General features: G+C 71.3%; 16 protein-coding genes and 1 tRNA gene. 8 read left to right on the top strand and 9 right to left on the bottom strand.

Annotated features, from left to right (window positions below):
- Positions 1–23 precede the first annotated feature (23 nt).
- The gene (locus ACTZWW_RS00590) at positions 24–1,631 is read right to left on the bottom strand and encodes an ABC transporter substrate-binding protein (RefSeq protein WP_444778978.1); all 1,608 of its coding nucleotides are present in this window, start codon (positions 1,629–1,631) and stop codon (positions 24–26) included.
- A gap of 416 nt (positions 1,632–2,047) precedes the next feature.
- On the opposite strand from ACTZWW_RS00590, the gene ACTZWW_RS00585 reads away from it, so the two are divergent.
- Positions 2,048–3,262: an OpgC family protein gene (locus tag ACTZWW_RS00585; protein ID WP_444778977.1), complete on the top strand. Its 1,215-nt coding sequence runs from the start codon at positions 2,048–2,050 to the stop codon at positions 3,260–3,262.
- A gap of 23 nt (positions 3,263–3,285) precedes the next feature.
- On the top strand, positions 3,286–4,017 hold the full coding sequence (locus ACTZWW_RS00580; RefSeq protein WP_444778976.1) for an SGNH/GDSL hydrolase family protein: 732 nt from the start codon (positions 3,286–3,288) through the stop codon (positions 4,015–4,017).
- A 58-nt stretch (positions 4,018–4,075) separates the two neighbouring features.
- Here ACTZWW_RS00580 and ACTZWW_RS00575 read toward each other — a convergent pair whose 3' ends face one another.
- The 6 genes from ACTZWW_RS00575 to ACTZWW_RS00550 all read right to left on the bottom strand — a co-directional run bounded on the left by ACTZWW_RS00575 (position 4,076) and on the right by ACTZWW_RS00550 (position 9,882).
- Positions 4,076–5,386, bottom strand: coding sequence for a TRAP transporter large permease (locus tag ACTZWW_RS00575; RefSeq protein WP_444778975.1), 1,311 nt, complete (start codon positions 5,384–5,386; stop codon positions 4,076–4,078).
- Complete coding sequence (locus ACTZWW_RS00570; RefSeq protein ID WP_444778974.1) at positions 5,383–5,889, bottom strand: TRAP transporter small permease; 507 nt, start codon at positions 5,887–5,889, stop codon at positions 5,383–5,385. Before ACTZWW_RS00570 ends, ACTZWW_RS00575 begins: the two co-directional genes overlap by 4 nt.
- 69 nt (positions 5,890–5,958) lie before the next feature.
- On the bottom strand, positions 5,959–6,978 hold the full coding sequence (dctP, locus tag ACTZWW_RS00565; RefSeq protein ID WP_444778973.1) for a TRAP transporter substrate-binding protein DctP: 1,020 nt from the start codon (positions 6,976–6,978) through the stop codon (positions 5,959–5,961).
- A gap of 92 nt (positions 6,979–7,070) precedes the next feature.
- Positions 7,071–7,670, bottom strand: coding sequence for a 3-isopropylmalate dehydratase small subunit (gene leuD, locus ACTZWW_RS00560; RefSeq protein WP_444778972.1), 600 nt, complete (start codon positions 7,668–7,670; stop codon positions 7,071–7,073).
- Positions 7,667–9,082 (bottom strand): 3-isopropylmalate dehydratase large subunit, encoded by a 1,416-nt coding sequence (leuC, locus tag ACTZWW_RS00555; protein WP_444778971.1) that lies wholly within the window; start codon positions 9,080–9,082, stop codon positions 7,667–7,669. The genes leuD and leuC overlap by 4 nt, the downstream gene beginning before the upstream one ends.
- Positions 9,079–9,882: a GntR family transcriptional regulator gene (locus ACTZWW_RS00550; protein WP_444778970.1), complete on the bottom strand. Its 804-nt coding sequence runs from the start codon at positions 9,880–9,882 to the stop codon at positions 9,079–9,081. The genes leuC and ACTZWW_RS00550 overlap by 4 nt, the downstream gene beginning before the upstream one ends.
- A 148-nt stretch (positions 9,883–10,030) precedes the next feature.
- Between ACTZWW_RS00550 and ACTZWW_RS00545 the strand changes: the two genes are divergently transcribed.
- The 6 genes from ACTZWW_RS00545 to ACTZWW_RS00520 are packed head-to-tail and all read left to right on the top strand — an operon-like array spanning position 10,031 to position 17,269.
- On the top strand, positions 10,031–10,600 hold the full coding sequence (locus tag ACTZWW_RS00545) for a tautomerase family protein (protein ID WP_444778969.1): 570 nt from the start codon (positions 10,031–10,033) through the stop codon (positions 10,598–10,600).
- Complete coding sequence (locus ACTZWW_RS00540; protein ID WP_444778968.1) at positions 10,597–12,297, top strand: hydantoinase B/oxoprolinase family protein; 1,701 nt, start codon at positions 10,597–10,599, stop codon at positions 12,295–12,297. Before ACTZWW_RS00545 ends, ACTZWW_RS00540 begins: the two co-directional genes overlap by 4 nt.
- Positions 12,294–14,375 (top strand): hydantoinase/oxoprolinase family protein, encoded by a 2,082-nt coding sequence (locus ACTZWW_RS00535; RefSeq protein WP_444778967.1) that lies wholly within the window; start codon positions 12,294–12,296, stop codon positions 14,373–14,375. Before ACTZWW_RS00540 ends, ACTZWW_RS00535 begins: the two co-directional genes overlap by 4 nt.
- A complete protein-coding gene (locus ACTZWW_RS00530) occupies positions 14,372–14,989 on the top strand; it encodes a cysteine hydrolase family protein (protein WP_444778966.1) in 618 nt (205 codons plus the stop codon). The genes ACTZWW_RS00535 and ACTZWW_RS00530 overlap by 4 nt, the downstream gene beginning before the upstream one ends.
- Complete coding sequence (locus ACTZWW_RS00525; protein WP_444778965.1) at positions 14,986–15,861, top strand: isocitrate lyase/PEP mutase family protein; 876 nt, start codon at positions 14,986–14,988, stop codon at positions 15,859–15,861. Before ACTZWW_RS00530 ends, ACTZWW_RS00525 begins: the two co-directional genes overlap by 4 nt.
- A gap of 4 nt (positions 15,862–15,865) precedes the next feature.
- Complete coding sequence (locus tag ACTZWW_RS00520; RefSeq protein ID WP_444778964.1) at positions 15,866–17,269, top strand: FAD-dependent oxidoreductase; 1,404 nt, start codon at positions 15,866–15,868, stop codon at positions 17,267–17,269.
- Between the two features lie 53 nt (positions 17,270–17,322).
- Here ACTZWW_RS00520 and ACTZWW_RS00515 read toward each other — a convergent pair.
- Both ACTZWW_RS00515 and ACTZWW_RS00510 read right to left on the bottom strand, forming a co-directional pair.
- Positions 17,323–17,397: transfer RNA gene (locus ACTZWW_RS00515), tRNA-Gly, on the bottom strand.
- Between the two features lie 91 nt (positions 17,398–17,488).
- Complete coding sequence (locus ACTZWW_RS00510) at positions 17,489–18,433, bottom strand: ring-cleaving dioxygenase (RefSeq protein ID WP_444778963.1); 945 nt, start codon at positions 18,431–18,433, stop codon at positions 17,489–17,491.
- Positions 18,434–18,607: the final 174 nt, after the last annotated feature.

The following is an 18,607-nucleotide window of genomic DNA, read 5'->3' as shown; positions in this document are numbered from 1 at the left end:
GCGAGGATCAGGGTGGCGACGGGTCAGTCGACCCGCCGCACCTCGATGGCGAGCGTGCGCTCGTTGGTGCGCGCGGCGTGCTCCAGCCCGCGGCGCATGGCCCAATGATTCACCTGGAAGTGCAGCGGGATGAGCGCGTAGTCCTCCATCCCGATGTTGATCGCCTCCTGCAGCAGCCGCAGGCGCTCGTCGCGGTCGATGGTGCGCTTGGCGAGGATCGAGCGCGCGTCGATGCGCGGGTTGGAGTAGCGGCCGAAGTTGCCGTTGCCGCCGCCGGTCGCCGCGTTGTAGGTCTCGAGGATGCCCGAGACCGTGTAGGTGGCTTCGCCCGCCACCGTGCCCCAGCCGGTGAGCGACATGGAGAATTTCGGCACGTCGTGCCCGGGGAAGCTGTCGGCGTGACCGCGGATCAGGTCGGAGAAGAAGATGTTGCGCGGCATCGTGTCGACGGCGGTCTTCACGCCGATGCGCGTCCACATCTGGGCGACCGCCTCGACGATGCGCGCATCGTTGATGTAGCGGTCGTTGGGGCCGTGCAGCGTGAGCTGGAAGCCGTCGCCGTAGCCGGCCTCGGCCATCAGCGCCTGCGCCGCCTCCGGATCGTAGGGATCGGGCTCCAGGCTCTCGTCGTAGCCGAAGAAGCCCGGCGGCACCACGTTGCGCGTCGGCAGGGAGGCGCCGCCCATGATGCGGTCGCGGATCGCCTCGCGGTTGATGGCGAGAGAGAGCGCCTTGCGCACGCGCCAGTCCCGCAGCGGGCTCGGCTGCATGACGTTGCCGTCGTTGTCGAGCACGTAGTCCTCGACGTCGCGATAGGCCGGCATGATGTAGATCAGCCGGTCCGACGGGATCGAGGAGACGGTGAAGTCCGGGTTCTCGCGCAGCGACGGCAGGTCGGCGGTGGGGGGATAGTCGATCATGTCGACGTCGCCGTTGAGGAGCGCCGCGAGGCGGGAGGCGTCCTGGCTGACCGGCCGGAACACGACCTCGTCCCACTGCACCTCGCCGCCCCACCAATCGGGGTTCTTGACGACGGAGATGCGGTCGCCCGAGCGAAACTCGTTGTAGAGGAAGGGCCCGGTGCCGATGGCGGCGTCGCCGGAATTGAAGTCCACGGAAGCCGTGACGCCGCGCGCCACGTGCTCCGCGACGATCGGGACCATGGCGAGGTCCTCGGCGACGGTCGGGTAGGGGCCGTCGGTGCGCACGCGCACCGTCAGGTCGTCGACCTTCTCCCAGGTCTTGCCGCCCTTGTCGAGGGTGAAGGCCGGGCTCGCGGGCGCGCCTTCGATGCCGCCGCGCAGGCGGTCGAAGGAGAAGATCACGTCGTCGGCTGTGAAGGGCTCGCCGTCGTGCCAGGTCACGCCCTCGCGCAGCTTGAATTCCCAGGTCGTGTCGTCGATCGCCTCCCACGAGACCGCGAGGCCGGGGGTCGGCTGCGAGGTCGAATCGAGGTTCACGAGCTTCTCGAAGATGTGCTCCTGCACCTGCAGGTCGGCCGACAGCTGGGTCCAGTGCGGATCGAGCGAGCTCGCCTCCGAGCGCACCCCGATCGTGAGCACCTCCTGCGCCGCCACCGACGCGGATGCGAGCATGGCGGCCATCACCACGGCACTTGCTAGTCTCTTCATGTCCCCTCTCCCACGACGCGCATGCGAGGCGGGCGGGCCGGTCGGGAGCGTGTGCTGCCGATACCGTCGCGCCCATTTTGTTCGCAATGCGAATTTACGTCCGCATGTCGCACAACACTACAAGCCGCGGCGACGCTGTCCAGCCCCTACTCGTGGAAAAATCGCCGCCTGCAGCAAGAGAAGTGTGCCAGGCCGGCAACCAGATGCAGCCAGCGGCCCGGCGGAGGAATTACAGTGCGAACATATGTTCGTATTTTTCGAGGCCGCATCCTCACGCGCGAGGTGGCGCTGGCGCACTCCCCGAGCCTCGCCGCCACTCTCGCGCGCCGTGGAGCACCCGCGGCTTCCTCGAACCCGAACCCGAGGCCGTGCGTTCATGCGCGGGCGAGAACCGCCCGGGTGGCCCGGGAGGACCGATGTCTCGGCGAAGCGACACCATCGATTTCTGGCGTGGGCTCGTGCTGGTCACGATCACCGTCAACCACATCCCGGGCAACGGCCTCGAGCACCTCACCCATCGCAATGTCGGCTTCTCCGATGCGGCGGAGGCCTTCGTCTTCATCTCCGGGCTGGCGCTCGCGATCATCTACGGGCCGCGCATCGCGCGCGACGGCATCGGCCCGGCCGCGCGGCGCAATCTGACGCGCGCCGGCGCGCTCTATCGGACGCATCTCGCGCTGACGGCTTTCGCGCTGGTGTCGTTCGCCGCGCTGTACGTCCTCACCGGGCACGAGGAGCTGCTCTCCGCGCACGGGCGCGCGCCCGCCTTCGAGGCGACGCCGGAGGCGCTCGTCGGGCTCGCCGCGCTGACCTACCAGATCGGCTACTTCAACGTCCTGCCGCTCTACGTGGTCCTCATGCTGGTGGCGCCGGCCTATTTCCTGGTCGCGCGTCGCCTCGGCACCGCGGTGATGCTCGCCGTGGCCCTCGCCGTCTACCTGGCCGGGCGGACCTTGCCAATCGAGCCGCCGTCGTGGCCGGAGGGGGCCGGCGGCTGGTTCTTCGATCCGTCGACCTGGCAATTCCTGTTCGCGCTCGGCATCGCCGCGGGCCTGCATTGGCGTGGCGCCGCGCCGCAGCGCTCGTCGGTCGTCGTCGGCGCCTGCGCCGGAATCGTCGCGCTCGCCTGGATCGTCGTGACGGACGCGTTCGGCGCGCTCCCCGGGCTGCGGGGCGACGTGATGCCGTGGCTCGATCTCGGCAAGAACCAGCTCGGCATCGGCCGCATCGTCCATTTCGCCGCGCTCGCCTATCTGCTCGTCGCCCTGCGCGTCGCCGACGCCGTCGGGCGCGGCCCGATCGGTGCGGAGCTGACGCGGCTCGGCCGCCACGGGCTGCCGGTCTTCGTCGCCGGCTCGATGCTCGCGGCGCTCGGCCAGGCGCTGACCATCATCGCGGCCGAAGGCCGTCTCGATGGCGTGCAGGTGATCGCGATGCTATACACGCTCGCCTCGATCGGCTTCCTCGTCCTGCTGGTACGCGTCCGCGAATGGTCCTCTCCAGTCTCGACCGCCGCGGCGCAGCCCGAGCCGGCACGGCTCCATCTGGCGTCGGCGCCCGTGCCCGTCTCCTCACGCACCGTCTCCTCGCGCGCGGTTTCCTCGCGCTCCTCGCGCCCGCCGCGATCCTGACCGGCGTCGTGGCGTTCGGGCCGATGCCGGCCCACGCCGCGCCCTGCGCCGAGATCACCGCCATCATCCGAGCGGAGACGCTGCCGCGGCTCGACGCGCACGCCGCCGGCCGCGGGTGGCGGGTCCTCGCGATCGGCTCGTCCTCGACCTTCGGGACGGGCGCGAAGTCGCCGCTCCACGCCTACCCGGCGCGGCTCGAAGCGCTTCTGCGCGCGCATGCGCCGCACGGCGATGTCACCGTCGTCAACGCCGGCGTTCCGGGAGAGACCGCGGATGCGACGCTCGACCGGCTCGCCGGCCTCGTCGCCGCGGATCGGTTCGACCTCGTGATCTGGCAGGTGGGGACGAACGATGCGCTGCGCGGCGTGCCGGAGGCGGAGCTCGCCGGGCGGCTCGACCGTGGCGTCGCGACGGCGCGCGATGCCGGCGTGCCGCTCCTCGTCGTCGACCCGCAATACTTCCCGGGCATCCCGGACCGCGCGGCCTACGAGCGCACGGTGGCTCTCGTCTCGGACCTGGCGGGCGCGCGCGGTGTCGCGGTGCTGCGCCGCTACGACGTCATGCGCGCCTGGGCGGAGCGCGTCGACGATCGGCTCGCGGCGATGCTCGCCGGCGATCGCTTCCACATGAGCGACGCCGGCTACGCCTGCCTCGCCGAGCTGATCGCCGACGCCCTCGTCGCGGACGAGGCGCAGCGATCGCCGGCGCCGGAGGTCGATCGCGCCGCGCCGACGCTCGATGCACGCGCCGACTGACGACCCTGCGCGCGAGCATCCTCGTGACGTCGATCTCCGGGGCGCCGCGGGCGACGCCTCACGAGCCCGGAAGCCACAGCGCGAGCGGTGGAAACATCACCAGCAGCGCGACGACCAGGAGGGAGCAGAGGATGAACGGGATCGCCGCGAGATAGATGTCGCGCATCGTGGTCCCGGGCGGCGCGACGCCCTTCATCACGAAGAGCAGCAGCCCGAAAGGCGGTGTCGTGAAGCTGATCTCGAGCGACAGGAGCACGATCAGCGCGAACCAGACGAGGTCGAAACCGAGCTCCTGGGCCAGCGGGAAGAACACCGGCACGGTGAGCAGGATGATCGAGATCTGCTCCATGAACATGCCCAGAACGAGCAGCACGCCGAACATGACGAGCAGCATGACGATCGGCTCGAGCTCGAAACCCGTCGCCCAGCGGATCAGCCCGCTGGAGGCGCCCGAGAAGGCGAGGAGCTGGCTGAAGGTCGCGGAGCCGAAGACGATCAGATAGGCCATCAGCGTCACCTTCAGCGCACCGGTGACGGACTTGATCATCGCCTGGATCGACAGCGTGCGGAAGATCGCGGCGAGGACGAGCACGCCGAGCGCGCCGAACGCCGCGGCCTCGGAGGGCGTGGCGATGCCGCCGAGCATCATCATGATGATGACCGCCATGAGCCCGACCATGGGCACGACGTCGCGGACCAGAAGCGCCAGCTTCTTCGAGAACGGGATCTCCTCGACCGAATAGGCGGGGGCGGCCGTGGGGTCGATGCGGGTCTGCAGCCAGATCGTCGCCAGATAGAACGCCGCCAGGATCAGCCCGGGGATGATTCCCGCGATGAGGAGCGCCGTGATGTCGACCTTGGCGAGCGTCGCCAGCAGAACGGCGAGCGCCGAGGGCGGGATGATGATCGCGAGGCCTCCGGTGCCGAGGATCGGCCCGAGCGACATGTGCTTCTTGTAGCCCCGCTTGTTCATCTCCGGGACCATCAGCGAGCCGAGGAGCGCCGTCGATCCCATCGAGGAGCCCGACAATGTCGCGAAACCCGTCCCGCCGAGCACGGTCACGTAGGACAGCCTCCCCGGCAGGCGGCCCAGCAGGCGATCGATGGCGTTGAACATCCGCGCACCGAGCCCGGTATGGAAGAAGATCTCGCCCATCAGGAGAAACAGCGGGATCGGCACCAGCGCGTAGCTCGTCAGCGCGCCGAGCCCGTTGTTGAGGAGCTGCGTCACGCCGCGCTCGCCGCCCATGAAGACGAAGGCGCCGAGGATGTTCGCCGCCAGGAAGGCGATCGCGACCGGCATGCCGAGCGCCATCAGCACCATGATGGTGCCGAGCAGAAGCGCCAGCGCCTCGTACCACTCGCTCATTCGTGGATCCCCGCCTCGCCCGAGTGCATCAGCTCGCGACCGAAGACGAAGCGCGAGAACTCGATCGCCATCAGCCCGAAGCCGACGGGGAAGGCGATCGTCAGGAGCCAGCGGGGGAAGAAATAGGCGCGCACGTCGAAATCGTTGCGCGCGAGGTTGGTCTGGACGAGCTCGAACCCCTTCAGCGCCAGGTAGGCGCAGATGGCGACGCAGGCGGCGGCGATGCCGCGGCTGACGATCCGGCGCACGCCCTCGGGAAGTGCGGCGGTGAGAAGCTCGATGTGGACGTGGCCGCGCCGGCGCACCAGCCAGGGGGCGCCGAGCATGGTCATGTAGAGGAGCGCGTACTCGGTCGAGGTGAAGAGCCAGGCGAAGGGCTGCATGCCGGCATTGCGCATGCCGACGGAGACGACGATCGCCACCATCAGCCAGACGAGCATGATCGCGGCGACGAGCGCCATAAGGTCGACGACGCCGTCGTAGAGGCGGATGAGGAGGCGCATCGAGGTCCCTCGAGCGGGGATGGGGAGCGGGCGCCCCCGCGCGGATTCACGGCGCGGGGGCACGGCGCATCACTGCGCGGCGGCCTTCTCGAGATCGTAGAACAGGCCGATCAGCGTGTCGTAGTGCTGGAGGCCCATCGGATGGCCTTCCATCTGGGTGCGCATGCGGCCCCAGGTCTCCTCGCGCGCCGCCTTCAGGTACTCGGCCGCGGCCTCGCCTTCGAGCGAGACTTCCGTCATGCCGCGCTCGGCGAGGGTCGCGAACTCCTCGTCGCGGCGCTGGCGCAGCGCCTCGACGGAGGAGCGCTCGTGCTCGATCGCGACGTCCTGGAGGATCTGCTTCGCCTCGTCCGAAAGCGCGTTCCAGGATTCGAGGTTCACGATCACGCCGAGGTCGGTCGAGAAGAACGAGGGCGCGACGCGATACTTCACGAACTCGTCCCACTTCAGGTCGACGAGGCCGATCTGCGTCCAGCCCGAGGCGTTGACGACGCCGCGCTCGAGGGCCGAATAGACTTCCGTCGTCGGCAGGTCGATGACCTGGGCGCCGAGGTAGTTGGTGAAGAAGGCGTTGTAGACTGCATTGCCGCGCAGGCGCACGTCGGTCAGGTCGAGCTTGCCGTCGGCGGTGAACTTCGGCTCGTCGACCATCCAGAGATTATAGCTCACGCCCGAGTCGAACCAGCCGAGATAGTAGACGCCCATCTTCTCCTGGTGGATCTCGTTGATGAGGTCGATGCCGCCGTTCTCGCGCGCTTCGATCGCGGTGATGTTGGAGGCGACGAGCGCGTCCTTCTCCGGCAGCGCGCCGCCGTAGAACGAGCCCGGCGCGTAGGCCATGTCGACGATGCCGTCGCGCACGGCGTCAGCCTGCTGGAACATGCCGATCGCCTCGGGGCCTCCGCGGACGTCGATCTGGATGACGCCTTCGCCGCGCTCGTTCACCTTCTCCACGAATTCGAGGAAGCTCTGGGTGTAGATCAGCGTCGTCGGGAAGGCGTGGACGGCGCTGAGACGGTCCTCGGCCTGTGCCGCGAGCGTCGATGCGGCGAGGGCCGCGATGGAGACGGTGGCGAGAATGGACTTCATGGCGGGTTCCCCTCTTCTTTCGTTGCGGGGCGTCGCGCGCCCCCGTCGTGCCCGAGCTTTGCGGCTCCCGCCGCCCGGGAATGGTATGAGCCTCATGCGCGCCACAGCCAGGGCGCCTGCGCGCGACGCTCGGCGGTGAAAGCCGCGATGCGCTCGCCCCAGGAGGCGGTGAGGTCGATGTCGTCCCAGCCGTTCAACAGCTTCACCCGGAAGACCGGGTCGATCTCGAAGCCGAAGCGCCGCCCTCCGGCTTCCACCGTCGTCGTGTCGAGATCGACGACGACGGGGCACGGGGTCATGCCGAGGAGCGCTTCGATGGCGTCGGGCTCGAGGCGAGCGGGCAGGAGGCCGTTGGCGACGGCGTTGCCGGAGAAGATGTCGCCGAAGCTCGGCGCCAGGACGGCGCGGATGCCGGCATCGACGAGCGCGTAGACCGCGGCCTCGCGGGAGGAGCCGCCGCCGAAATTGCGCCGCGCGACGAGCACGCTCGCGCCGACGGCTTCGGGCCGGTTCAGCGGAAAGTCGGGGCGTGGCGCGTCGGCCTCGTCGTGGCGCAGATCGTGCAGCAGAAAGCGGCCGTAGCCCTCGGAGCGCGGCGTCGACATGAAGCGCGCGGGGATGATCTGGTCGGTGTCGACGTTCTCGAGCGGCAGGCCGACGGCCGTGCCTTCGTGGCGTGTGAAGGGCGTCACGACACCGGCCTCCCCTCCAGCATCGGCCGCACGTCGATGAGCGCGCCGGCGACGGCCGCGGCGGCGACCATGGCCGGCGACATCAGGTGCGTGCGCGCGCCGGGGCCCTGGCGTCCGCGGAAATTCCGGTTCGTGGTGGAGGCGCAGCGCTCGCCCGGCGCGACGATGTCGCCGTTCATGCCGACACACATCGAGCAGCCGGATGCGACCCAGTCGAGCCCGGCGTCGAGGAAGATGCGATCGAGCCCCTCCTGCTCGGCCTGCGCCTTCACCAGGCTCGAGCCCGGCGAGACCATGCCGGGCACCTTCGCCCTGCGCCCGGCGAGGACGGCGGCGGCGGCGCGCAGATCCTCGATGCGGGAATTGGTGCACGAGCCGATGAAGACCCGGTCGACCGGCGTACCCACGAGCGGGCGGCCGGCGGTGAGCTCCATGTAGTCGAGCGCGGCGCGGATGCGCTCGGCCCGCGAGGGATCGCCTGCGCGCGCGGGATCGGGAACGTGCTCCGTGATGGGCAGCGCGTCCTCGGGGCTCGTGCCCCAGGTCACGATCGGCGCGATCTCGCCCGCGGTGAGCGAGACCTCGCGATCGAACGCCGCGTCCTCGTCGCTCGCGAGCGAGAGCCAGTGCCCAGCCGCCTCCTCGAACGCTTCGCCCGTCGGCGCCTCCGGCCGCTCGCGGAGCCAGGCGATCGTGGTTTCGTCCGGCGCGACCATGCCAAAGCGACCGCCGCCTTCGATCGAGAGATTGCACAGCGTCAGCCGGCCCTCGACGGAGAGGGCGCGCACCACCGCGCCCGCATATTCGATGGCGTACCCGCGCGCGCCGTCGGCGCCGAGTTTCGCGATCCAGGCGAGCGCGACGTCCTTCGCGCCGACACCGGGGCCGAGCCGGCCCTCGACGGCGATGCGCATGCGCTTGGGCTTCGTCTGCCAGATCGTCTGCGTCGCGAGCACGTGCGCGACTTCCGTCGCGCCGATGCCGAAGGCCATCGCGCCGAGCGCGCCGTGGGTCGAGGTGTGGCTGTCGCCGCAGACGATGAGCGTTCCGGGGAGCGTCAGGCCCTGTTCCGGGCCGACCACGTGGACGATGCCCTGGCGCGGATCGTCGAGGCCGTAGAGCCGGAAGCCGTGCTTTGCCGCGTTCTCGTCGAGCGTGCGGACCATGCGCGCGATGCTCGCATCCGCGATCGGCGCGCCGCGCCCGCGGGTCGGGACGTAATGGTCCGCGACGCCGAACGTCAGGCCGGGCTGCGAGACCGGCATGCCGCGCTCGGCGATCTTGCGGAAGGCGTGGTGCGAGCCCTCGTGGACGAAGTGGCGGTCGACGAACAGAAGCGACGTTCCGTCGTCGCGTACGGCGATCTCATGCGCGGCCCAGACCTTGTCGAGGAGGGTGCGCGGGGCGTTCATTGCGCCGCCTCCGCGACGCGCGGACCGGTCGTCGGCGCCCAGAGGCGCGCACCGTCGCGCTCGATGCGCTCGAGCGTCATCTCCAGGCGGAACCGGTCGGGCCGATAGAGCGCGGTGAGGTGCTCGACGCCATGTCCGTCGCGGTCGTAGACGACGCGCACCAGCGTCACCAACGCGGCCCCGACGGCGACGTCGAGCGCGTCCGCGATCTCCGGCGTGGCGAGCGTGGCCGAGATCGCCTGCGTCGCGCGCTCGATGGCGACGCCGGAGCGCTCGAGAAGCCGCAGGAGGGGCGTCGTCGCGAGGTCGGCCTCGGAATAGGACCGGGCGATCGCCTCCGGCACGTGGGTCGTCAGGTGCGAGAAGGGCGCGCCCTCGAGCAGGCGCACGCGCACCGCACGCTGCACCCGCGCGTCCGGCGCGAGCCGCAGCGCTTCCGCCACCGCGGGCGTGGCCGAGCCGTAGCCGTAATCGACGAGCCGCGCGGTGGTGGAGAGGCCCATCGAGACGAGCTGCGGCATCAGCGTCGCGAGGTCGGCGGAGATGGCCTGCGAGGGCCCGTCCGCACGGCGGACCACGGTGCCCGAGCCGGCGCGGCGGGCGACGAGCCCGTCGGACTCGAGCGCGTCGAGCGCGCGGCGAATGGTGACGCGGGAGACGTCGTGGAGCTCGGCGAGACGGTGCTCGCCGGGCAGGAGCGATCCGACGGCGAGGTCGCCGCGGAGGATCTCGTCGCGCAGGAGCAGGTAGACGCGCTGCGCCTTTCCCCCCTCCGGCCGTTTGCGAGACGCGTCGCTCACCCCGTGCCCTCACGATACGAAACCCGGGGATCGTAGCCGCCCGATGACCGGATGCAAGCGAATTGTCTGGACGAAACGCAAGAAAATGTCTTTTCGCGTGCCGCGCGATCTGTATTACTGATGAGACAGATCGCAGGCGGGAGTCGTCATGCCCATCGTCACCGTGCAGCTCCTCGAAGGCTACGACGAGAGCGCGAAAGGCCGGCTCGGCCGGGTGCTCACGGACGCCGTGCGCAGCGTGATCGACGCGCCGCCCGAGGTGGTCACCATCATCGTGCAGGATCTGGCGCGCGACGGCTACATGCGCGGACGCACCCGCCGGCGGCCCGGCCCGGTTCTGCCCGACGCCGCCGAGACCGTGCGTTCCTTCCTGTCCGAGATGGAAGCGCGCGACCTCGACGCCGCCCGCGCCCGCCTCGCCGAGGGTTTCGAGATGACCTTCCCAGGTAACGTGCGCATGCGCACGCTCGACGAGCTCGTCGCCTGGGCCCGCCCGCGCTACCGCTTCGTGCGCAAGACCTACGAGCGCTTCGACACGGCGCCCGCGGAGAGCGAGACGCTGGTCTACTGCTTCGGCACGCTTTCCGGCGAGTGGCCCGACGGCACCGCATTTTCCGGCATCCGCTTCATCGACCGCTTCGCGCTCGCGGGCGGGAAGATCGTCCGCCAGGACGTGTGGAACGACATCGCCGAGGTGAAGGCGGGAGCGGCCTCATGACGATCGACCCGATCACGCTCGCGGTTCTGGCGGGGCGGCTCGAGCAGATCGCCGACGAGATGGACGCGACGCTGTTCCGCTCGGCCTTCAACCCGATCATCGCGGAAGCCCACGACGCGAGCCACGGCATCTACCACGCCACCACCGGCGAGACGATGGTGCAGGGCAAGTCCGGCCTGCCGATCTTCGTCGGCGTCATGGCGGTTGCCGCCCGTGCCGTGATCGACAAGGCGGCGCGCGACGGCGATCTCGTCGAGGGCGACGTCTACGTCTTCAACGACGCCCATATCGGCGGCACGCACCTCTCCGACATGCGGCTCGTGCGGCCGTATTTCCACGACGGCGAGGTGTTCTGCCATCTCGCCTCGGTCGGCCATTGGCACGACGTCGGCGGCGCCGTGCCGGGCAACTACAATCCGCGTGCGACGGAGGTCTTCCAGGAGGCCTTCGTGCTGCCGCCGGTGAAGCTGGTGCGTGCGGGCGTGCTGCAGACCGACATCGTGGACATCGTCATGCGCAACACGCGCCTGCCGACATCGGCCAAGGGGGATCTCGCGGCGCAGATGAACGCGCTCGATCTCGGCGTGAAGCGCATGGACGCGCTCCTCGCCGAATACGGCGCCGACACCGTCCGCGCCGCGCTCGATGCGTTGGGTGATCGCGCCGAGGCGCTCGCGCGCGCCGAGATCGCGGCGCTCCCGGACGGGCGCTGGGAGGCGGAGGATTACCTCGACAACGACGGCATCGACGACGTGCCGCTGCCGATCAGGGTCGCGCTCGAGATCCGCGGCGACCGGCTGACGCTCGATTTCACCGGCACCGCCGGGCCGGCGAAGGGGCCGGTCAACATCTCGAAGGGCACCGCGATCGCCTGCGTCTACGTCGCGATCAAGCACGTCTTTCCGGCGCTGCCCGCCAATGCCGGCGTGATGCGCCCGATCGACGTGGTGGTGCCGGAGCCCTCGCTCCTCGCCGCGCAATTCCCGGCGCCGACGGGCGGATACACCGAGACCATCCTGCGCATGATCGACGTGATCTTCTCCGCCGCGGCGCAGGCCGCGCCCGAGCGCGTCGTCGCCAACGCCTACGGCACGATCAACGCGCTCTCGATCGCCGGGACGCGCGGCGACGGGCGGCGCTGGGTGATGTTCTCCTTCTACGGCGGCGGCCATGGCGGCTCGCCCGAGAGCGACGGGCTCAACCACGGCAACGCCCCGATCTCGACGGCGACGATCCCGCCCGTCGAGATCCTGGAGGCGGCCTACCCGATCGCCTTCCGGCAATGGGCGCTGCGACCCGACAGCGCGGGCGCCGGCGCGCATCGCGGCGGTCTCGGCGCGGTCTACGAGATCGAATTGCTCGAGGAGAGTGCGGACGCGTTCCTGTTCGGCGAACGCGGGCGCTTCGCGCCCAAGGGCGTCGCCGGCGGTGGGGACGCCGCGCTCAACGCCTTCGCCTTCCAGCAGGGCGAGACGATGGAAACGCCGGCGCTCGCCTCGAAGGCGCTCGGGATCCGCCTCGCCCGCGGGGAGCGGGTCCGGCTCGAGACGCCCGGTGGCGGGGGCTGGGGTGATCCATCGAAGCGCGAGCCGGCGGCCGTCGCCCGCGACGTCGCGCTCGGCTACCAGAGCGCGGCCGCGGCCGACGCCGCCTACGGCACCGCCTGGCGGGCGGCGCCGGGGGAGGCTGGGCGATGATGCGCTCCACGGGTTCGCGCTCCACCATCGTCGGCGTCGACGTCGGCGGCACCTTCACGGACGTGTTCGTGCTCGACGAGGCGACGGGCGAGGCGAGCGTCGCCAAGGTCCCGACGACCCGGCCCGACCAGTCCGGCGGCTTCCTCGCGGGCGTGCGCACCGTCGCCGATCCGGCGAGCCTCACGACCGTCGTCCACGGCACGACGGCGGGCACCAACGCGCTGCTCGAGCGCAAGGGCGCCCGCATCGGCGTGATCACCACGGCGGGCTTTCGCGACGTGCTCGAGATGCGTCGGCGCGACCGGCCCCGCACCTGGGGCCTGCGCGGCGACTTCGAGCCAGTCGTCCCGCGCGATCTGCGCCTCGAAGTGCCCGAGCGCACCCTCGCCGACGGCACGGTCGAGACGGCGGTCGATCTCGACGCGGTGCGGGACGCGGCCTTGCGACTGCGGGAGATGGGCGCCGAGGCGGTGGCGATCCTCTTCGTCAACGCCTATGCCGACGCCTCCAACGAGGCCGCGGCGGCCGCAGCGGTGCGGGCGATCTGGCCGAACCCGCACGTCTGCGCCTCCTCGGAGATCCTGCCCGAAATCCGCGAATTCGAGCGCTTCTCGACGACGGCGCTGAACGCCTACCTCCAGCCGGAGGTGTCGGGCTATCTCGCCCGGCTCGAGGCGGCTCTGCGCGAGGGCGGCTTCCCGGGCGAGTTCCTGATCGTGCAGTCGAACGGCGGCGTCATGACCGTCGAGACCGCCTGCGCGCGCCCCGTGCGCACGGCGCTCTCGGGTCCCGCCGCGGGCGTCATCGCCGCCGCCTGGATCGCCGAGAGCGCCGGCTTCCCCAACGTGATCACGGGGGACGTCGGCGGCACCTCCTTCGATGTCGCGCTGATCGAGGGCGGGCGCTCGCGCCTCGCGGCCCAGACGAGCATCGATTTCGGCATGGTCGTGCGCACGCCGATGATCGAGATCACCACGATCGGCGCCGGCGGCGGCTCGATCGCGCGGGTCGACGCGGGCGGTCTCCTCGAGATCGGCCCCGAGAGTGCAGGCTCCGATCCCGGCCCCGTCGCCTACGGCCGCGGCAACGACCGCCCGACGGTGACCGACGCCAACATCGTGCTCGGCCGCATCGACGCCGAGCGCCCCATCGGCGGCTCGCTCGCGCGCCTCGACGTCGAGGCCGCCCGCGCGGCCATCGCCCACCACGTCGGCGAGCCGCTCGGGCTCGACGTCGAGGACGCGGCGGAGGCGATTTTGCGCGTCGCGAATTCGCGCATGGCGGGCGCCATCCGCCTCGTCTCGATCGAGCGCGGGCACGACCCCAAGCACTTCGCCTACATGCCCTTCGGCGGCGGCGGCGCGTTGCATGCGGGCGCGCTCGTCGCGGAAGTGGGGCTCGGCTCGGCACTGGTGCCACGCTATCCCGGCGTCACCTCCGCCATGGGCTGCGTCATCGCCGACATGCGCCAGGATTTCGTCCAGACCGTCAACGCGCCGACCGACGCGCTCGATGTCGCGGCGCTCGGCGATCTGATGCAGGCGCACCGCGACGAAGGCCACCGGCTCCTCGACATCGCCGGCGTCGCCTTCGCCGGGCGCGAGACGCTGTTCGAGCTCGACATGGCCTATATCGGCCAGACCCATACGGTCGCCGTGCCGATCGGCGTGCGCATCACGGACCGCCGCGTCGAGGCGCCGAGCCGCGATGACGTTGCGGCGGCCTTCGGCGAGGCCTACCGGCGCGCCTACGGACGCCTGCTCGAGGGTGCTCCGACACGCGTGTTGAACCTGCGCTCGGCCGTCGTCGGCATCCGCCCGAAATTCGACCTCGCCACCCTCGCCCCCGCCGCCGACGCATCGCTGGCAGCGGCGAAACGCGGCTCGCGGCGCGTGCGCTTCGCCGGTGCATGGCGGGACACCGCGCTCTACGACCGCCTGGCGCTGCCCGTCGGCGCCGAGATCGCCGGGCCTGCGATCCTCTCGCAGCCGGACACGACGATCGTCGTCGACCCGGGCCTCGTCGGACGCGTCGACCGCTTCGGCAACATCGTGCTGACCCGGGAGGAGACGGCGTGACCGCTGCCATCGACCCGAGGACGACCGCGCTCCTCACGATCGACCTGCAGAACGATTTCCTCCATCCGGAGGGCGCCTACGGCCGCGGCGGGCAGTCCGCGGGGGCGATCACCGCCCTTCCGGCGCGCATCCGCCCGCTCGTTGACGCGCTGCGTGCGGCGGGTGGGACCTACGTTTCGGCGCAGTTCACGCTGGTGCCGGGCCCGGGCGGCGCCCCGCTGATCTCGCCGCATCTGAAGGAGCTGCGCCCGTTCCTGGCCAAGGGCGATTTCGCGCCGGGCTCCTTCGGCCATTCCCTCGTCGATGCGCTGGCCCCGGCGGACTACACGATCGAGAAGGTCGCGTATTCGGCCTTCTACCAGACCCGCCTCGAGTTCGTGCTGCGCTTCCTCGGCATCCGCACGCTCATCGTCGGCGGCATCGTCACCAACGGCGGCGTCGCCAGCACGATCCGCGACGCGCATCTGCGCGACATCCCGACCGTTCTCCTCTCGGACGGCTCGGCCGCGTTCCGGGCCGACGTGCACGAGGCGACGCTGATGTCGCTCGGCACGGTCACGCGCGTCGTCACCTGCGCGCAGGCGCAGGCCCTCGTCACGGGAGCCGCCCCATGACCAGCCTCGCCGAACGCCTGCGCCGGCCCGAGATCCTCGTCGCACCCGGCGTCTACGACGGCCTCACCGCCGCCCTCGCCGAGCAGGCGGGCTTCGAGGCGGTCTATCTCTCCGGCGCCGCGGTCTCCTACACCCGCCTCGGCCGCCCCGACATCGGCCTCGCCTCCGTCTCCGAGATGGCGGACACGCTCGCTCTCGTCCGTGACCGCATCGGCCTGCGGATCGTGGTCGACGCCGACAACGGCTTCGGCAACGCGCTGAACGCGCGGCGCACGATGATCACCTACGAGCGCGCCGGCGCCTCCGCACTCCAGGTCGAGGATCAGGTCTATCCCAAGCGCTGCGGGCACTTGGCGGAGAAGGCTCTGGTTTCAGCGCGGGAAATGGCCGGCAAGGTCGCCGCCATGGCCGACGCGCGGCGCTCGGCCGAGACGCTGATCATCGCGCGCACCGACGCCATCGCGGTCGAGGGCTTCGAGGCCGCGCTGGAGCGCGCGTCCCTTTATCTCGAGGCCGGGGCCGACGCGCTCTTCGTCGAGGCGCCGCGCTCGCTCGAGGAATTGCGCACCATCGCCGAGACCTTCCGCGGTCGCGCGCCGCTGATGGCGAACATGGTCGAGGGCGGCGCGACGCCGATCCGCACCGCCGCCGATCTCGAGGCGATGGGCTTCGACCTCGTGATCTTCCCCGGCGGCATCGTCCGCGCGCTCGCGAAGACGGCGGAGGACTATTACCGCAGCCTGAAGGCGGCGGGCTCGAACGCGCCCTTCTCGAACCGCATGTTCGATTTCGGTGGCCTCAACGAGCGCATCGGCACCCGCGCCATGCTCGACGAGGGCAAGCGCTTCGAAAGCTTCGACCCGAAAGGCTGAGCCCGTGCGCGTCCTGCCGCCGCCCGCCGAAGGCTTTCCCGCGACCGTCGAGACCCTGATCGTCGGTGCCGGGGCCGGCGGCATGGTCGCCGCGCTCGCAGCGGCGCAGGCGGGCGACGAGGTCGTCGTCGTCGAGCGCGACGCGGTGCCGTCGGGCTCGACGGCGCTCTCCGCCGGCCTGATCCCCGCCGCCGGCACGCGCTTCCAGGCCGCCCACGGCATCGCCGACGATGCGGCGACCTTCGCCGCCGACATCCAGCGCAAGGCGAAGGGCGAGAACGAGCCGACGCTCGTCGAGACCATGGCGTCGACCGCCGCGGAAGCGATCGAGTGGCTCGCCGATCGCTTCGGCCTCGCCTTCTCCCTCGTCCACGATTTCGACTATCCCGGCCACGGCCGGCGCCGCATGCACGGCCTGCCCACGCGCTCGGGTCGCGAGCTGATCGACGCGCTGCGCGTCGCCTGCGAGGGCGCCGGTGTGCCGATCCTGTGCGAAGCCCGCGCCGACACGCTCTACGCCGATGCCGACGGGCGCGTGCAGGGCGTCGGCCTCGTGCGCCCGGACGGCTCCGAGGAGCGGATCGGCTGCGGGCGGCTGATCCTCGCCTCGAACGGCTACGGCGGCAACGCCGCGCGGGTCGCGCGTCACATGCCGGAGATCGTCGGCGCGCTCTGGTTCGGCCATTCCGGCAACGACGGCACCGCGCTCGCCTGGGGCGAGGCGCTCGGCGCCGAGATCCGCCATCTCGGCGCCTATCAGGGCCACGGCAACGTGGCGCACCCCCACGGCATCCTGATCACCTGGGCGGTGATCGGGGAGGGCGGTTTCCAGGTCGACCGCACCGGCCGGCGCTTCTGGAACGAGGCGCAGGGCTATTCGGAAGCGGCCCGCGCCGTGCTCGCCCGGCCCGGCGGGGAGGCCTTCGCGATCTTCGACGCGCGCATCGCCGGTATCGCGCGTCAGTTCGCCGATTTCCGCGAGGCGGAGGCGCAGGGCGCCGTGAGGTCCGCGGACACGCTCGACGCCCTCGCCGGCGCGCTCGGGCTGCCGACGGACGCGTTCGCCGAGACCTGCGCCGCCGTCGACACGGCGAAGGCGGGGCGGGCGGACGACCCCTTCGGCCGCGCCTTCGCCGGCGCGACACCGCTCGCGCCGCCCTTCTGCGGTGTGCGGGTGACGGGCGCGCTCTTCCACACCCAGGGCGGCCTCGCGGTCGACGCCGATGCGCGGGTGCGCCGCGCCGCCGGCGGCACCTTCCCGAACCTCCACGCGGTGGGCGGCGCGGCATGCGGCGTCTCGGGCTCGGGCGATTCGGGCTATCTCTCCGGGAACGGCCTGCTGGCCGCCGTGACGCTCGGCTTTCGGGCGGGGCGTGCGGTGCAGGCTGCGCGCGACGCGTCCGGCTGACCCGGCCGCGCGGTCGGACCGGCGATCAAGTCCTTGATATAATTAATGAAGATTGGAGCGGGCGATCGGGATCGAACCGACGACATTCAGCTTGGGAAGCTGACGTTCTACCACTGAACTACGCCCGCGTCGGCACCATAGATAGCCGTGCCCGCGGCGGCCCGCAAGCGGGTTTTCGTGCGCCGCCGGCGCGCTCCGCGGGCCCGCCGCGCGGCCTCCTCAGAGGGGCTTGAGCCCCCGCTCGATCTCCGCGCGGCGCGGCTCGAGGAAGGGTGGCAGGGCGAGGCGCTCGCCCAGCGTGTCGAGCGGCTCGTCGACCGCGAAGCCGGGGCCGTCGGTGGCGAGCTCGAAGAGGATGCCGTTGGGCTCGCGGAAGTAGAGGCTGCGGAAGTAGTAGCGGTCGACCGGCCCGCTGGAGGGGACGCCGAGACCGCGCAGCCGCTCCGCCCAGGCCTCGTAATCCGTGTCGGGAACGCGGAAGGCGACGTGGTGGACCCCGCCCGCGCCCTGCCGCGCCGGCGGGAGCCCGGGCTCCACCGCGACGTGAAGCTCCGCCGCCGGGCCGCCCTCGCCCATCTCGAAGACGTGCGTCGTCGATCCCGGCCGGCCCGGCGTCTGGTAGGCGCGGGCCTCGCGCATGGCCATGAGCCGCACGAGGACCGCGGCGGTGGGCGCGAGGTCCGGCACCGAGATCGTGATCGGGCCGAGCCCGCGCACCTGATGCTCGGCCGGGACGGGCGAGCGCTCCCAGGGATGCGAAGGCCCCGTGCCGCCGTCGCCGACGAGGGTGAGGCGCTGGCCCTCCGGGTCCTCGAGGTCGAGGACGAGCCGGCCGTCGCGCCGGTCGATCCCGCGATTGGCGACGCCCCGGTCGGCGAGCCGCGCCTCCCAGTAGGCGAGCGAGGCCTCGCCCGCGACCCGCAGGCCCGTGCGCGTGACGGCGCGCGTGCCGCGCTTTTCGCGCCCCACGGGCCAGTCGAAGAAGGTGAGGTCCGATCCCGGCGAGGCGAGCCCGTCGGCGTAGAACAGGTGGTAGGCCGAGACGTCGTCCTGGTTCACCGTCTTCTTGACGAGGCGCAGCCCGAGCACGTCCGTGTAGAAGGCGTGGTTCCCGGGCGCGTCGGCGGTCACCGCGGTGAGGTGATGGATGCCGGTGAGCTGCATGGCGACCTCCTGATCGTCTGGACGGGAGGCGTGAGCCTAGCACGAGCGGGCGCGCTACGGGCTTTCACGGATGCAAGACGCCGCATGCGGCGTGGACATCCCGGCGGGCCGCGCCGTCGCGCCGACGAACCCGCGCTGCTAGGATCGCGTTCGCGTGCGGTGCGGCCCGCGGGG

Origin of the sequence: Salinarimonas sp. NSM (genome assembly GCF_052380005.1) — a bacterium.
Lineage (GTDB): Bacteria > Pseudomonadota > Alphaproteobacteria > Rhizobiales > Beijerinckiaceae > Salinarimonas.
This window is presented reverse-complemented; position numbering and strand designations above follow the sequence as displayed.

Excerpts from the sequence above, each read along its gene's own strand:
- ACTZWW_RS00590 (WP_444778978.1), bottom strand. The coding sequence starts at position 1,631 with ATGAAGAGACTAGCAAGTGCCGTGGTGATGGCCGCCATGCTCGCATCC.
- ACTZWW_RS00585 (WP_444778977.1), top strand. The coding sequence starts at position 2,048 with ATGTCTCGGCGAAGCGACACCATCGATTTCTGGCGTGGGCTCGTGCTG.
- ACTZWW_RS00580 (WP_444778976.1), top strand. The coding sequence starts at position 3,286 with ATGCCGGCCCACGCCGCGCCCTGCGCCGAGATCACCGCCATCATCCGA.
- ACTZWW_RS00575 (WP_444778975.1), bottom strand. The coding sequence starts at position 5,386 with ATGAGCGAGTGGTACGAGGCGCTGGCGCTTCTGCTCGGCACCATCATG.
- ACTZWW_RS00570 (WP_444778974.1), bottom strand. The coding sequence starts at position 5,889 with ATGCGCCTCCTCATCCGCCTCTACGACGGCGTCGTCGACCTTATGGCG.
- dctP (WP_444778973.1), bottom strand. The coding sequence starts at position 6,978 with ATGAAGTCCATTCTCGCCACCGTCTCCATCGCGGCCCTCGCCGCATCG.
- leuC (WP_444778971.1), bottom strand. The coding sequence starts at position 9,082 with ATGAACGCCCCGCGCACCCTCCTCGACAAGGTCTGGGCCGCGCATGAG.
- ACTZWW_RS00545 (WP_444778969.1), top strand. The coding sequence starts at position 10,031 with ATGCCCATCGTCACCGTGCAGCTCCTCGAAGGCTACGACGAGAGCGCG.
- ACTZWW_RS00540 (WP_444778968.1), top strand. The coding sequence starts at position 10,597 with ATGACGATCGACCCGATCACGCTCGCGGTTCTGGCGGGGCGGCTCGAG.
- ACTZWW_RS00535 (WP_444778967.1), top strand. The coding sequence starts at position 12,294 with ATGATGCGCTCCACGGGTTCGCGCTCCACCATCGTCGGCGTCGACGTC.
- ACTZWW_RS00525 (WP_444778965.1), top strand. The coding sequence starts at position 14,986 with ATGACCAGCCTCGCCGAACGCCTGCGCCGGCCCGAGATCCTCGTCGCA.
- ACTZWW_RS00510 (WP_444778963.1), bottom strand. The coding sequence starts at position 18,433 with ATGCAGCTCACCGGCATCCATCACCTCACCGCGGTGACCGCCGACGCG.